At 41.5% G+C, this 15,860-nt stretch carries 11 protein-coding genes; 4 read left to right on the top strand and 7 right to left on the bottom strand.

Features of this window, described 5'->3' with window-relative positions:
- Positions 1-50: 50 nt before the first annotated feature.
- The 4 genes from WJR50_RS04290 to WJR50_RS04275 are packed head-to-tail and all read right to left on the bottom strand — an operon-like array spanning position 51 to position 4,949.
- Positions 51-1,553, bottom strand: coding sequence for a TolC family protein (locus WJR50_RS04290; RefSeq protein WP_341291996.1), 1,503 nt, complete (start codon positions 1,551-1,553; stop codon positions 51-53).
- Positions 1,546-2,904: an ABC transporter permease gene (locus WJR50_RS04285; protein ID WP_341291995.1), complete on the bottom strand. Its 1,359-nt coding sequence runs from the start codon at positions 2,902-2,904 to the stop codon at positions 1,546-1,548. Before WJR50_RS04285 ends, WJR50_RS04290 begins: the two co-directional genes overlap by 8 nt.
- Complete coding sequence (locus WJR50_RS04280; RefSeq protein ID WP_341291994.1) at positions 2,897-4,180, bottom strand: efflux RND transporter periplasmic adaptor subunit; 1,284 nt, start codon at positions 4,178-4,180, stop codon at positions 2,897-2,899. Before WJR50_RS04280 ends, WJR50_RS04285 begins: the two co-directional genes overlap by 8 nt.
- A 46-nt stretch (positions 4,181-4,226) precedes the next feature.
- A complete protein-coding gene (locus WJR50_RS04275; protein WP_341291993.1) occupies positions 4,227-4,949 on the bottom strand; it encodes an ABC transporter ATP-binding protein in 723 nt (240 codons plus the stop codon).
- A 490-nt stretch (positions 4,950-5,439) separates the two neighbouring features.
- On the opposite strand from WJR50_RS04275, the gene WJR50_RS04270 reads away from it, so the two are divergent.
- On the top strand, positions 5,440-6,276 hold the full coding sequence (locus tag WJR50_RS04270; RefSeq protein WP_341291992.1) for a phosphatase PAP2 family protein: 837 nt from the start codon (positions 5,440-5,442) through the stop codon (positions 6,274-6,276).
- 96 nt (positions 6,277-6,372) lie between these two features.
- On the opposite strand, the gene WJR50_RS04265 is transcribed toward WJR50_RS04270, so the two are convergent.
- On the bottom strand, positions 6,373-7,428 hold the full coding sequence (locus tag WJR50_RS04265; protein WP_341291991.1) for a M42 family metallopeptidase: 1,056 nt from the start codon (positions 7,426-7,428) through the stop codon (positions 6,373-6,375).
- A 443-nt stretch (positions 7,429-7,871) separates the two neighbouring features.
- Positions 7,872-8,498 carry a PQLLE family protein gene (locus WJR50_RS04260; RefSeq protein ID WP_341291990.1) on the bottom strand — a complete coding sequence of 209 codons (627 nt, stop codon included), beginning with the start codon at positions 8,496-8,498 and terminating at the stop codon, positions 7,872-7,874.
- A gap of 942 nt (positions 8,499-9,440) precedes the next feature.
- Here WJR50_RS04260 and WJR50_RS04255 point away from each other — a divergent pair.
- From WJR50_RS04255 to WJR50_RS04245, 3 genes are all read left to right on the top strand, one after another.
- Complete coding sequence (locus WJR50_RS04255) at positions 9,441-9,671, top strand: DUF433 domain-containing protein (protein ID WP_341291989.1); 231 nt, start codon at positions 9,441-9,443, stop codon at positions 9,669-9,671.
- Positions 9,672-9,680: 9 nt separating this feature from the next.
- On the top strand, positions 9,681-10,034 hold the full coding sequence (locus WJR50_RS04250) for a DUF5615 family PIN-like protein (RefSeq protein WP_341291988.1): 354 nt from the start codon (positions 9,681-9,683) through the stop codon (positions 10,032-10,034).
- Between the two features lie 106 nt (positions 10,035-10,140).
- Positions 10,141-11,448 carry a pyridoxal phosphate-dependent aminotransferase gene (locus WJR50_RS04245; RefSeq protein WP_341291987.1) on the top strand — a complete coding sequence of 436 codons (1,308 nt, stop codon included), beginning with the start codon at positions 10,141-10,143 and terminating at the stop codon, positions 11,446-11,448.
- Here the strand turns inward: WJR50_RS04245 and WJR50_RS04240 are convergent.
- Positions 11,445-15,536 (bottom strand): CHAT domain-containing tetratricopeptide repeat protein, encoded by a 4,092-nt coding sequence (locus tag WJR50_RS04240; protein WP_341291986.1) that lies wholly within the window; start codon positions 15,534-15,536, stop codon positions 11,445-11,447. The genes WJR50_RS04245 and WJR50_RS04240 overlap by 4 nt on opposite strands.
- Positions 15,537-15,860 lie beyond the last annotated feature (324 nt).

The raw sequence follows: 15,860 nt of genomic DNA, 5'->3' as shown, positions 1-15,860 counted from the left end.
AAAGGACTGGAATAGTCTCCAGTCCTTTTTTTGCAGAATAATATTTCAGTTTATTCGTAACCTTGCATGATTTCAGGAGTCAATAAGGATTGATTGGCCTCAAAATCATAAAGCGTAAGCGCCCTTAGGTTATAATAGTCAGTCCAGAAGTCATTAAGTGCCTGTATGTAGTCACGTCTAGCCTGGTCTTTTTCCTGTAAAGAGATAATAAGGTCAGTAATATTTATCTTACCGATGAGGTAGCGTTGTTTCGTGATTTCATATTTGCGGGCAGCAATGTCATTTGATACTTCAGTAATCTCAACCTTATTACGCAACATCTCATAGGTCTTCACTTGTGTATACACTTCCTGCTCAAAGTTGATCCTTTCTTGATCTACCTGATACTGAGTAAGGTTCAAAAAAGCTTCCTGTGTTTTGATAATTGACTTTTGTCTTCCCCAGTTTACGATCGGGATGAAAAAACTTACTCCCAGCCGTTGCTGATTCTCTGGATTGTTGTAAATGTCCGGAAAGTCATCCGCCCGATTGGTAAGTCCGTAAGTAGCTTCCAAAGAAGCATTAAGCCCGGTATTTCCTTTGGCTTCTGCCATATCACGTTCTGCTTCTTTTATCTGTCGGGCAAACTGTACGGTATTAGGATTGTTTTTGAGTGCCTCGCTGATCGCCGTTTGCTCGTTCACATCAAATCCGGGAATATCATCCGGCAGAGCCAAAATGAATCGTTCACTATTATTTAAACCAATGAAAGATCTCAGCCTGAGCGTACTGGTTTCCAGATCCAGGCGCGCCTGAGCTACCTCCTGCCGGGATTTCATTACGTTGAACTCTACTCTCAACAGCTCATTTTCTCCTATTTTTCCCAGATTGTAACGGCCTTCAGAAATCTGGTATACCGTATCATTACTGGAGAGGTTTTTTTCAGCGAGTTCCAGGTTGATCTGGGCAAGTAATACTTCAAAGAAAAGGTTGGTAGCCTGAATAGAAAGCTCCTCCATTTCTTCTGCATATTCTTTCAGAGATTCTTCGTACTCAAGTGGAGCGATTTCCTTGTCCCATTTATAAGGGTTAAAACCAAAAAGTTGCTGACTAAAACCTATAACTGCCGGATTACCACTATATGTTGTTTGATCAGTCTCAAAATTGTCAAAGCGCTGCATTTCTGACTCTACAAAAATACTACCGCCAGTGAGTCCGATTACCTGCCTAACTCCCAGATTAAGTCTGGTCAGGTTTTGGTTGATCCTACGGAATTCAATACTACCATCCGGCTGCGTGATCGGATTATTGCTACGTTGATAGCCGGGAAAATCACCTCTCAGGTAAAGCTGAGGCCTATATTCCGACATAAAGGAACGGTACTGCCAATATTGATTTTGCTTTCTGGTTTCAGCAAATAAAGAGGCGGGAGACTGTCCCTTAGCCAGCGCAACAATCTCTTTCAGTGTATATTCCTGTACAAGTGTTGGTTCTTCTTGCGCAGCACTGTTACTATAAAAAAAAATGAGGCTTAGGCTGGCGAATATTAGTTTATACAAAAGTGGTTTATTCATATCTGAGTGAGGTTATGGGATCTTGGTTAGCTGCTTTTCGTGCGGGTGCAATACCAAAAATAAGTCCGACAGTTGCTGCTACACCAAAAGAAAGCACAATTGAAGTAAGAGTGATTACAGTGGGGATTTCAGCAATGTTAGATATACCAGTGGCAATCAATACACCTAAGATAATCCCTATTAGTCCTCCGGCAATACTGATCAGCATGGCTTCAAACAAAAACTGCCAGATGATGTCTGATTTTTGAGCTCCAACTGCCAGCCGTAATCCGATCTCTTTGATCCGCTCCATCACTGAGGCCAGCATGATATTCATGATGCCTATACCTCCAACCAGTAAAGAAATGCCTGCCAACGCCCCCAGTACAATATTGAATATCTGATTGGTACGCTGCTGCTGCTTGATCAAAAGCTCAGGAATTTCAATTTCATAATCCACTACGCCATAGTGACGACGCTCCAGCATACGGGACATTACATCTGCCACTTTATTCAAGGGCTGATCTTCGCTTACACTGATCACCAAACGGTCTAGCTGATGATAATTTTTTCTTTCCTGATATTCTTCATCCGTAGTTTGTTCATCATTACTCCTCACCACCATACGACTGTTAGCCGCTTCAATCATGCTTTTGGTAATGAGCGAGCGGTCACGATAACGGATCAACATGGTATTGATGGGTACATATACATCCATATTGTAATCCCTGATTCCAAGACGGTTGATATTCTCAGCAGTGATGAACCTTCTTTCCAATACACCCACTATCTTAAGCCATTGATTACCAACTTTGATCATCTTACCAAGAGGATCTTCTTCACTAAAGAACTTATCTTCTATCGCTTTACCAATAATACAAACCGGGTCACCTTCTTCCATTTGTTCTTTGCTAAACATTTCACCATACCCCATTGTAAAATTGGCAAGATTGAAATAACTACTCTCTACTCCTACCAGCTTAGCCGACCTTCGTATACCGTTCTTGATCAGGTATTTGTCCATGATGATCTCCGGACTTACCGTGTTGATACCAGGGATAATACTCTCAATGCTTTCCACATCTTTCATATTGAGCCCTGGTGAAAACTTGGGTTTTTGCTGAGTTGGAGATTCCTGCGCAGTCAGGTCTTCTTCGGTTTGTTCTACCATGGGCTTTACAATGATATTGTTTACCCCTACCAGTTTGATCTGTTCCAGGATCTCTTCCTGTGCTCCTGCGCCTATACCAAGCATCGCTATTACTGCTGCTACACCAAAAATAATCCCCAGGGCAGTGAGCAATGAGCGAAGTTTATTTGCCAGTATTGCTTCCAATGCGATACTGAAGTTACCTACGATCTTCTCAGTCATTCCCTTTTTCTGTTAAGGGTTGAGGCTCTTCTTCCAGATAAGCAATCTGTTTTTCATCAGGATTACTAGGGGTAGACAAATAGATAACATCATCCTCTACCAGGCCATCTTCAATCACTACCATATCATTACCTTTTGCACCAAGCGCTATCTGTTGTTTTACAGTAGAGAGTCCTTTTTTCTTAAAAACATAGGTAAGGCTGTCACCCTGACTGTAAATAGCTTCCAGCGGTACTACCAGCACATTTTCTATATAGTCGGTGATGATGGTATTCCCGGTGGTCATGGCAGGACGAAGGGTAGTATCGCTTTCGTTAATCAATACAGAGATTTCAAAAACCTTAGCATCCGAATTGGGGCGTTGCTCACCCACATTAGCAACTTCTGTCACTACCCCGCTTAGTCTTTTATCGGGAAAAGCATCCAAGCCGATTTCTACCTGCTGTCCGGCCTGAATACGGCTGATATCTACTTCATTGACATATGTTTTGGAAACCATAGAAGAAAGATCTGGCAAAGTAGCGACCACTGGCTCCCAGGCGCTAATCTGTGAACCTTCTCCCTTTTTTCGTCCGTCCCACTCTCTTTCATAAATTACCATACCATTCTCAGGGGCTTTGATGACAAAATCTTTCAACAAATCCTGAAGCTGATCAAGGTCCATTTTATCGTCCTGAAGCTTAGCACTTGCCTGCGACATCTCCGAACGGCTTTTTCTCAGGAGTAAATCATATTCTTCTCTTGCCTGCTCCAGCGCCCGGTCTGCCTTCTCCAGTTCAAGCTCTGCCTGCTTGATGGTAGCTGGTGGCTCGTATTGTGACTGCTCAAGCGTTAGCTTTTTCTGCTCTTTATCGTATTGCAAATTGATCAGTTTATCGCGCTGCTCACGCAGGTTGATGGCCGTATCAATCTGGGTTTGTTCATATACATTGAGGCTTTCCTGATATTCCAGTTCTTCCTCTCTGATTTTATTACTCAGCTCAGAATTATCCAGTCGGGCTACATAACCGCCTTTCTCCACCACGGTACCTTCGGGTACGATATTATCAATCTTTACCTGATAGATTCTGGCGTTTCTGAGTCCGGTGGGTCCCATGATATTGACAGAGTTTTTGGCCTGTAGCTCTCCGGTAACTGTCACATCAAGTTGCAAATCTGTGCGTTGTACAGAAGTGAGTATGTCTTGTTCAGTTTCATCTCCCTGGTCGCTAAAATAGAAGTAAGCTCCTATGGCAAGCACCAAGACAACAATAGGAATGATGAGTTTTTTATTCATGGTAGGTTTTGTATTGAGGGTACTGACGAAATTATAATATATGTTATTACATAGGTTGTTCCATGCTACTACTCCTTCTGATTTCGGTATTGACATCGTCCTTTTCTATCAATCCATCTTTAAGCCTGACGATTCTGTGTGAGTAATGTGCGATATCATCTTCGTGGGTAACCATAATAATGGTATTTCCCTGATCATGAAGGTCCTGAAACAGGTCCATCACATCGTATGAAGTTTTGGTATCCAGGTTACCGGTAGGTTCATCTGCCAGAATGATACTGGGATTGTTCACCAAGGCACGGGCAATAGCTACACGCTGTCTTTGCCCTCCGGAAAGCTCGTTGGGTTTATGGTATGCTCTGCTTCCCAATCCTACACTTTCCAGCGCCTGCATGGCTCTATCTTGCCTTTCTGACTTATTGATACCGGCATAGATAAGGGGAAGGGCTACATTATCCAGTGAAGAAGAGCGAGGTAAAAGGTTGAAGGTCTGAAACACGAAGCCAATTTCTTTGTTGCGAACTGTCGCCAGTTCATTCTCACTCATGTGGCTGACATTTTGCTCATTAAGATAATAATCACCCGAAGTTGGTGTGTCCAGACAACCGATAATGTTCATGAGGGTGGATTTACCGGAACCGGATGGCCCCATAAAGGCTACATATTCTCCCCGGTTTACTTTGATGGAAATGGATTCCAGGGCGTGAATCTCTTCATCGCCCATGCGATACAATTTAGCAATAGAGTGGGTTTCAATAATTGGTTTCATGGAGCTGAGGCTATGGTAGTTCTGGTTTGAGTAAAAAAACGCAAACAATAATTAGTAAAGCTGACTGAAAATCAGCATAACTAATCTTTTAGTTATCTAACATATGAAAAATAATGGACTTATCTATTATTACTAACGTGATTTTCTGCCAATTATTGAAAATAATATATGAAGCCTGGGAAAAAATATGTTTTCGGGCTGGGGGTAAACACTTAATCGCTAATTAAAGTCAATCTCATTCAGTGTAAAAGAGCATCCGAGAGTATAGGTACATGAGCAGCATGAAGAACAGGGGGAGAAACAAAAGTATCAGGGGAACTTGCGTGGGCAACAGTGTTTGACAATACGAACAATACAATACACAATACAATCAGCACCATAAATCTCTTAAGCATGAATTATTTAATAGTTTAGGTAAAACAGTTAGGTAAATGTAAGGCTTATTATTATATCATTTTTTATCAAATCTACAAGTTATCATTCGCATTTTATGAAATTTTTTAAGCAGAATACATTATTATTAAGCCTCGCCCTTTTTATTGGATTTATCTTACCTCAACACCCTCTTCCGGGACAGGAAAAAGCTTATCAATTATCTGCAAATAAAGACGTGCCTCTGCTGACAGCTGGCACGATCGGCACTGTAACAAGTCTGGTGCTCAGAGCTAAGCAGATGCCTCTTGATTCAACGCAAATCATAGCGCTAAACCATGACCGATTGCTGGGCATTGACCTGGAGGCTACCGACAATTATAGTCACCAGGCTCGGGTTGCCAGCAACGTCTTTTTGAATATTTCCTACCTCTTTCCCCTCACTTCTCTACTGATCCCGGAAGCCCGGCAGGAGTTTGGAACCATCAGTGTGATGTTGCTGGAAACGATATTGCTCAACGAAACATTTACTGGACTTAGCAAAGTGTTGGTTAGCCGTCCGAGGCCATATACACATAATGATAATGTTCCTTTTGATGAGAGGATTGAGGAAGATAATAACCTCTCCTTTTTCTCAGGGCATACGTCATACACGGCTGCGATTTCTTTTTTCTCCGCGCAGGTACTTTCACAGTATATTGACAACCCAACTACACGTAAGCTGATCTGGGCGGGTGCTATTGCCTGGCCGGCAGCTACCGGTTACTTCAGATATGCTGCGGGCAAGCATTATATTACCGATGTGCTCACCGGATATGTGATAGGCGCTGCACTCGGCTATTTTATTCCCCGCCTGCACGAAACCGCCAAACAAAATAATCAAGAATCCAATACCAATGGCATCCACCTTGACCCACAGGCCAGTCAGATGTTTAAGCTGGTGTTTGTTTTTTAGGGAGAGAGTGTTAGGGTGCTATAGTGTTATAGTTGTTGGTATTGGGATTATCCCTAATTCTGATAACCATAACACCCAGCACCATAACACTATCCATTACCTATGCTTCCAGTCAAATTTATCTATGCTTTCCAGGGAGGCTTTCAGCAGTTGGATGCAGGCATCTATATCCTTTTTGTTAGCCATCTCAATCACCTGATGCAGATGACGCGTGGGGATAGAAATCGCGCCCGCGATGGCTCCTCGCTTGCCCATCCGCTGTATTCCGGCAGTGTCCGTACCACCGGCAGTCAGAATTTCGGGCTGCCACTTGATATTATGCTTATCGGCAGTCTCTTTCAGGAATTCCACCATACGGTAATCGGCAATAGCTGAGGCATCCATCACTTTGATGGCCGCTCCCTCTCCAAGATGCGTGATTTTTTCGTGCGGCTGCGCTCCGGGCAAATCAAAGGCAATGGTAGTATCCAGCCCGATGCCGAAATCAGGATTAATATTATGCGCGGCCACATTCGCTCCTCTCAAACCTACTTCTTCCTGCACGGTAAACACCCCGTACACATCATAGGGCACCTCCTGTAGATGGCGCAGCGTTTCTATGAGGATAAAAACCGAGACCCGATTGTCAATAGACTTGCAGTTGACGCACTCTCCCATCTCTACTAGTTCTCTTTCACGGGTAATGGGGTCACCCACCTTTACAATCTCTTTTACCTCATCGGCATTCATGCCCAGGTCAATAAAATAGTCGCTAAGCTTGGGGTTTTTGTTTCGCTCTTCGGCACTCATCACATGTATAGGCTTGCTGCCCATGACGCCGATAAGGTCTTTCTTGCCATGCACCACTACCCGCTGCGCGGTAAGCGTTTTGGGGTCAAATCCGCCCAAAGTATGAAAGCGCAGGAAGCCTTTATCATCAATATGGGTAACGATGAAGCCGATCTCATCCATATGAGCGGCGATCATCACCTTTTTGCCGTCGGGATTGTTTTTGGCTTTCTTGACCGCCACTACACTGCCCATATTGTCCACTTCCAGGCTATCTACCAGCGGCTCTACCTCTTTGATGACCAGATTGCGTATGCGCGACTCAAATCCGGGTGCTCCGGCTATCTCACATATGTCTTTTAATAAGGATACATTAATACTCATAGGTATAAAAAAACTCTGTTTACAATTTCCGGTAATCTAGCAGTATGAAAGCAAAAAAGAAAGAAGGTCAGCAAGGGTTTAGCAATGGAATACGCCGGAAAGACTTTCTCTCACAAGGTTTAAGACAAACCTTATGGTCATCCAACATTGCATGGGATGCCCCGCATGGGATGCCCCGCATGGGATGCCCCGCATGGGATGCCCCGCATACCGCGAAGGGAACTTTGTTGTCAAGAGCGGAAAACTATAGTGCGATGAAATATTTAGTGTCAGGGTAGTAAATTTACACCCAAGCTTTGATCCATTGATTAAACATCTACTTAAGACTTAACAGGTTCCCTCCTGGATGATAGTAGAGAAACGGGTTTATCATCCAGGAGAGAAGTTAGTGAGGATATCTTCAATTAGAAATTTTGAATTTGCAATTTACAATCTCCAACTCATCAAGGCACTACCTTATTTAAAGCTTCCAGTTGCTGAGGAGATTCGCCCAGGGCTACGCTGGCTACTTTCATAAAGTCGCGCATCCATTTGTCCAGTATTTCTGTTTGCTGATTGCGCTGCTTGGTAAGTTCCTGTACCCTGCTTTTGGCTTTTGACTGTGCTGCCAGCAAATCCATCACCTGGCTCACCAGTTGACGGGCTTGCGCCAGTTCCTCAGCAGTTACATTGTATTTCTCCATCATGGGGGTGGGTACGGAAGCATAAAATGTCTCGGCCTGCTCCAGCCAGTCTATGGTGCCACTCTTTCGCCGGTTACAGATGTTCAGATGATCCTCATATTCTGCTTCCCGCTTAAAACCCAAACGTGCTGTCTCTATATGGATTTGAAAAAGGCTGATCAGAGTCTCTTTGGCAATCTGCAAATTACGCGTGGTACTTTTAGACAGGCTGATAGCCTCATTACGCAACAACGCGATCTGTTTGATGAGTTGTAAACGTTCCATACTCTCCTTCACCCGCTTTTCATTATAGCCAAATTTAGCCATACTGCTTAACAATGAAGGAGTACTAAGCACATTGTGCAGCACCACATAAGCATCTTTCATGAACAGGTTTAACTTTTTCATACTGCTCCTATTTTTTGTTTATGATATTAACAAGTCACAATTTACATGAATAATCATATTTTATATTATTATAATTATAAAATTACTGTGAATTGTAATAAAGGAAGCGATTTATGGAGCATAAAATTTTGGGTTTAATCCCAAAAACAATATGTATGAGGATGCAGAAGGCATTCAAGGCAGGGAAGTACTTATCCTCAATACATGTATTGGCAGGTAATGAAATATAAAGCGAATCACAAAAGCAGTGCTTTTGTACTTCGGCAAATGTTTCCAATCGCTAAAGCACTGCATCAGCGTTTCGGCAAACTTTCCGAAGCCCTAAAGCAATGCTTTGATGGTTTGATAAACTTACCCAATCGCTAAAGCACTGTATTATACGTTCGGCAGCTTTACCCACTCACTGAATCACTGCGCTAGCCTCTTAAAACAGCCGACTAAACACAAAAACGGTGCGTTAGGGAGGTAATGACAAACACGAATAGGCTGATCAATGATATTTACCTCCCTCAGAGTTACCTGCAAGGAACTTTGAGTTCATAATCATCAGTGTCCTCTGACGAGTGACACTGAGGGTAAATTCTAAAGCTTCCATACACTTAAGCCAGCTCAATGTAAATATTTACACTTCACCTCCATACGCTGACTTAAGAAATCACTACGAAATATGCTCTTTTCATACAAATCTCTTTGTGAATCTCCTGATTCTTTATCTTGGGTAGATGAAAACATATAACGTCTGCCCTCACCTCCCTCAGCCTTACCTGCAAGGAACGCTGAGTTTTCATAAACATCAGTGTCTGGCGAGTGACACTGAGGGTGAGGAGGATTGTGATGAGAGTCTCAAGTTTGTTAAATTGCTGATCTTAAAAAGATAATTAAGCTATAAAAGCAGACCTAAAATTGAGAATCAAATAAAGGGTTTATTCGTATATTATGGTTATGGAATGGAAAAATCATATCGTATCTGATCAGCAGGTTTTGTTAGGTAAACCAACCATTAAGGGCACACGTATTTCAGTAGAACATATCATCGGTTTGCTTGCACAAGGTTGGGATGAAAGCCAAATTCTGGAAAATTACCCCAGATTGACAAAAGAATCATTACAAGCAGTATTTGCTTATGTTCAGGATTGTCTAAAAGATGGTCTGTTGTATACTAAAGCCTTATAATCATCTCCTTTGAAGTTTCTGGCAAACGAAAATATACCACTAGCAAGTATCTTTTTCCTCAGAGAATTAGGGTTTGATGTTCAATCCATTGGACTGGACAATCCTAGTATTTTTGATGCAGAAGTTATGAATATTGCCATTAAAGAAAACAGAACGATCATCACACATGATAGTGATTATGGAGAGCTGATTTTTAAGCATGGGTTTAGACCAAAAGCCGGAGTAATTTACATCCGAATGCAACCTTCTACACCTCTTGAGACTGCAAAAATAGTAGAGGACTTAGTAGGGAACAGAAAAATAAGTCTCGAGCATGCTTTGACTGTTGTTGACGCAAATGGAATCAGGCAGAAGAAATATTAAATTCCTTTTCTACATCTCAGCACACTATTTGAGAAAGTACAGAAAATTTTCTCAATTTTATAGGCAATTCATCAAATCACAAAAAGTAAGGGATTAGAAGCAGATCATGAGACAAAGGTTATTGAGCGAAGGCGCTAAGGAACTGAGCTACGAAATACGCGGGATTGTTAGAAAAGCACAGCAGTTACAAAAGTTAGGCAGGCCCATATTCTGGGAAAACATCGGTGACCCCATCCAAAAAAACTATCAGATACCGGAGTGGATCAAGGAAATAATCGCTGGCCTGTTAAAGGAAAATACTACCTATGGTTACTGCGATTCGAAAGGCGTACTGGAGACGCGTGAGTTCCTGGCCCGACTGAACAACCAGAGAAATGGCGCGCAGATCACCGCTGATGACATACTTTTCTTCAACGGCTTGGGTGATGGTATCTCCAAACTTTATCAGTATCTGGTGCCAACTTCCAGAGTAATTGGTCCTTCCCCCTCCTACTCTACGCATTCATCTGCCGAAGCCTCTCATGCAAACCACCACCCCATTACCTATCAATTGGATCCCAACAATAACTGGTATCCTGACATGGATGATCTGTACATGAAGGTGAAGTACAATCCTAATATTGTGGGCATACTGGTCATTAACCCCGATAACCCTACGGGTGTGGTATATCCGTTGGAAATATTACAGCAAATGGTAGAGATTGCCCGTGAGTTTGATCTCTTTCTGGTAGCCGATGAGATTTACCTGAACATTACTTACAATGGGGCTAAATCCATTGCCCTGGCCGATGTGATTGAGGACCTGCCGGGTATTTCTATGAAAGGAATCTCCAAAGAATTGCCCTGGCCCGGTTCACGATGTGGCTGGATGGAATTTTATAACCGTGATAACTCTAAGGAATTCAGTAAATATTGTTCTACACTGGAGAATGCCAAAATGATAGAAGTCTGCTCTACCAAACTGCCGCAGATGGCCATTCCCCGCATCATGGGACACCCACAGTATCAGGATTACCGCAGAGAATTCAATGATGCAATCGGCAGAAGAAGTGCCATCATCACCGAAATGCTTCAGGATATCCCTGAGCTTACCTTTAATCCAACGTATGGAGCGTTTTACAATACAATGATCTTTAAAGAAGGGGTACTCTCGCCTCATCAAAGCCTGAAAATTGATGATCCTACAGTAGCTTCGCTGCTTGAGAGTTGGCTGGATGCAGAACCTGATATGCCATTGGATAAGCGCTTTGTATATTCTCTTCTGGCTGCTAAAGGCGTTTGTGTAGTACCTATATCATCCTTCTGCTCCGAATTACTGGGCTTTAGGGTAACCTTGCTGGAGAATAATGAGGAAATCCTGGTGGAAACTTTTACGCGAATCAGAGATGCAGTCAGGGAATTTACTCATTCTTAGCGGCCAATGAGCACAAAAGCAGCCCAGTGGTAAGGTTCTTCATACTTTTCTCTCATCGTCCGCTGGGCATTCAGCAGTGCCCGTGATTTACTTTGTCCTGACAACCAGTTTTCATAGAAAAGCGAGATGAGTTCTGTAGTTGATTCGTCATTTACCTTCCATAGACTCATAAGTACACTTTTGGCTCCTGCTACCAGAAAAGCGCGCTGTAATCCGTATACCCCTTCTCCATTTTTGACCTCACCCAAAGCAGTTTCACACGCACTTAGCACTACTAAGTCGGTACCACTTAGGTTAAGGTTCATGGCTTCGTAAGCCGTAAGTACGCCATCTTCCATTTCCAGATTCAGGCTATCCGCATTGCGCAGCGCGCTTGCAGCTCCTGCCAAAAGTAATCCGGAACGCAACAAAGGATTGGCTGATACATTTTGTAAATGAATACCAAATGCCCGTTGATCAACTTCCAGCGGTAAGTCACTGAAGAAATAGCCATGCGTAGCAATGTGCAAAACATCAGGCATCAACACCTGTTTGACAGTTTCTTCTCTGGCCTGGCTTTCGGTAAGCTTTTTTACCCTCCAGTTTTTTGCCAGCATCATTTTCTCTATGGTATTCACTTCCAGCCGGGTACCCGGTAAGGGGCGGAGATTATATACATTTTGTTGATTATCGTTATTCCATTGCAGTTCTGTACTACTATCTTCCAGCATGATTTCATTTTTATGCTGAACAGATGCCTGGGTCTGACTCATCTCATCTAACTGATAATCAGGATAGCCTAATATTACTGCTTCTGTAAAAGCATCTTCAGTACCTTCCGATGAATCTTCTGTAAGCTCACGCGTGCTACTAAGCATGCGAAGATTAACTTCATCTAACAAAAAGGTCTTCTTTTGTTCATTATAAAGACTGTTCAGGCTGATTTTATTGTAGACTCCGTCTGGTGCAAAATAAACGGTTTCAATAGTTGAAGATAAGGCCTCACTTATAGGCTGCCAGTAAAGCTCATAAGACAGCTCATCTTCAATATTGTATTCAATTGCATTCTTATAGTAATTGAAATTTTTTGACTCCATTGCCAGGCCATCGGGTAAAACTGCCAGCTTAGGAGATTTTTCTCCAGGCTCTATGATCAAAGCAATATATACGATGGGTTGCTCCTGATTTTTACTGATACGAAGTATTTCAATTGCTGCCTCATTTTGCTTAAGCTGATTTTGTACGTCTTTCCAACTTAGCGTACGACTTTCCAGGCTTCGGGCAAATATTTGTGAACTTGCAGAAAGCTTTTTTTCCAAATCATTGGCGTCTTCCTCAACTGCATTGATATTCAACTTTTTGTTGATCAGTTCCTGAGAGGATAAAGTATAGTATTTAGCCAGTTGTTCTTTTTTAAGGAGCCACTCTTCATAGAGCTCAATTAGCTTCTCGTCACCACTTTGAAAGATACTTCTACGGATACGGCTGGAAGCGTCCAACAGCATGGCTTTGGTGATCAGTTGTAAATTGTAAAGTTTGGATAAAAGGTTTTGCTGGCTGGCTTGTGATACAAGTCCTTCTTTGAGATTCATATTCATGGCAAAATCCCGGTACGAATTCAGGACAGGCTCAATACGCTGATAAAAAGCACTTTTCTCCTTTTCACTTAGGGCAGGAAAATATTCCTTAAGCTGTAAGGAATATAAATCTATTACTTCCTCAAAAAGAATCTCTACTTCAGCATATTGCTTAAGCCGATAGCTATTTACTGCTTTGCCATATAGTGCATAGGCATAGTCAGGATGCTTTTTCCCTAAAAGTTTTTCTCTCAATACAACCACCTCATCCAGCAAGGGAGCTGCCCTCTCATACTCCTCTAATTCCTGATACAGAAGGGCAAGATTGAGTAAAATTGTAGAATATAAAGGATGCTCTCTGCCTAAGCTATTCTGACAGATAAGTTGTGCTTCAGCCAGTAGTGGTTCTGCCTTAGCTGGATTACCGTTATTCTGATAAAACGATGCCAGACTATTTAATGCTATCGCATAAGAAGGATGTTGTTTACCCAAGGTTTGCTCATCTATCTCCAATGTTTCCAGAAGGTAACTTTCTGCCAGCTCATTGTTTCCTTTTATTTCATAGAGCGTAGCTAGGTTTTGTGTAGCAGTAGCGTAATCAGGATGATACTTACCATAGCTTTTTTGCAAAATGTTTCTACTGTGTATGAGTAAAGGCTCTGCGGCATCATAATTACCCAGTTGCATATAAAAATTAGCCATCTCAATCGCCGTAATTGCATAAGCAGGATGATTTTCAGAATAGATATTTTCTTGAATCTCTAATGCCTGTTTTAACAAAGGCTCAGCTTCAGGATAACTGCCCAGGGTTATTTCCAATCTGGCCAGATTGGTTAAGCTTTGGGCTACCTGGGGATGCATCTTACCGTATAAATTCTCATTTTTAATAAGGACAGTCTCCAGCATTCTCCTTGCCTGCTCATAACCAGCCTGCTCTAAGGAAAGCAAGCCAAGATTAGATAAAACAGCTATGTATTCTGGGTGATCCAAACCTAATAATTGCCTCTTGAGACTTAAGGCCTCATCAAATGTCTTTCTTGCCTTTTCAAAGTCCCCTTTTTCCTGGTGCAAAAGAGCATAATTGCTCAGAATACTCGCATATACATTATTTTCTTTTCCACCAATTGAATTTTGGATGCGTAAGGCTTCCTGATAAAAAATTTCAGACTCGGTGAATAGACCTATGTCTTGATATAATGCTGCCATACCTGTAATTGCAGCCAGGTACTCTGAGCTCAGGCTGGCGTTGGCAAGTTTACTAATCTCAGTTGATCGCTTATAGTAATAGATCGCACTATCATATTGGGTAAGCTCCTGGTATGTACGGGCAAGGTTATAATAAAGCGTAACTACCCTAAGCTGTTCGCTTTTACTTTTTAATGCTAAATTTTTGAGTACTTTTTCTGCCCGATAAAGACAATTTAAAGCCTCAGCAGACTGCCCCTTTTCTTTGAAGATTAGTGCTTTATTATTTAGAGAAGAAACATAAGCAAGATTGACTACCGCAGAGGTATCAATGATTAGCGCCTGATGTTTGTCATAAAGTCCAATTGCCTCTTCCGTTTTACCCTGATCATACAGAGCCATCGCATAATTATCAACACTGGCCCAAAGCCTGACATCCTCCGGGTTTGATAGTTGGGTATTGATCGTATAGGCTTTTTTTAGCCATTCTCTGGCTTCTTCTGGACGAACTTTTATAGACAGTCTTCCTAGGTTATTAAGTACTGAGGCCCAGCGCAAGCTGTCTTCCAGTTGATCACTTTCATATAGCTCATTTAACTTGGAGTAGCATTTAAATGCTTTATCAAAATCTTCACTCAGCAGGTGCTCAGAGGCTAATGCATATAAGGCTTCCCCTTTAAATTTCAGTGCACTTTCACTTGTTTCCTTATTAAAGCAATCTATGGCTTTATGCAAATCTTCCAGAGAGGCAACCTCCTCTGCTTGTTTACTCTTTTTAAAAGAAAGGTAAAATTGTAATCCTTCCTCAGTATCCTTATGAATATTGTTCTTAAGACTTTTCAGTAAACTATCCGCCTGGGAGTATTGATTAGCTTTTATATATGCGTCAGCTAGATATAAATGTAATTGGCTCTGTGCTTGTTGTGCAATGGGAAACTCTTGATACAATTTTTCTGCTTGCTCAAAAAGTTGAATTGCGATTTTCGGTTCGTTACTCTTGAGTTTTAATATAGCCAGGTTATAAAGCGCCTCAGCATAAGGCTGTAATGGCTGCTCTTGCAATGATTTCCTTAAAGACACTTCATGTTGTGCATATTCTTTTCCTTGTTCATACCGGCCTGCAGAATAACAAATAAGTACCATCAAGCGAAGGATTTGGACATGCGCGGTACTCTTAATACCTTCTTCCTGCTTAGCACTTGCTAAAATCTGAATACCCTGGGATAATGCTTCCTCGTACTTTTGATCCTGATAAAGATTTTTAACTTGCTCATACTTATCCTTTGCTTGCTGCGAATATCCCAGCAAGGGAAGAATAAACATTATGAACAAAAAGAACTTTTTCATTATGAAAGCGAAGTATTATATAAACACAAAGCAAACAACTATTTTTTGATTTTTTGTTCAAACTCATTCACTAAAAATCTTTTTTCATCTCGCTGAGATAGAAATATTGAAAATTATAAATCAAATTATATCCGATATTAAATTAATTATTTAAATTAAGAGAAAATTTTGAGAAAAATATAAAAATATAATTTTTTAAGTAAAAAATTAAGTTTTGCCAATACATCATTATTCTAATAACCTTAGTCATAAAATTTTGTATCAATATGAAAAATGAGAATATTCAGTAAGCAGGTATATGAATATGTTTGTTTTTCATTTCAA

This window comes from Catalinimonas locisalis (assembly GCF_038039535.1).
Taxonomy (GTDB): domain Bacteria; phylum Bacteroidota; class Bacteroidia; order Cytophagales; family Cyclobacteriaceae; genus Catalinimonas.
This window is presented reverse-complemented; position numbering and strand designations above follow the sequence as displayed.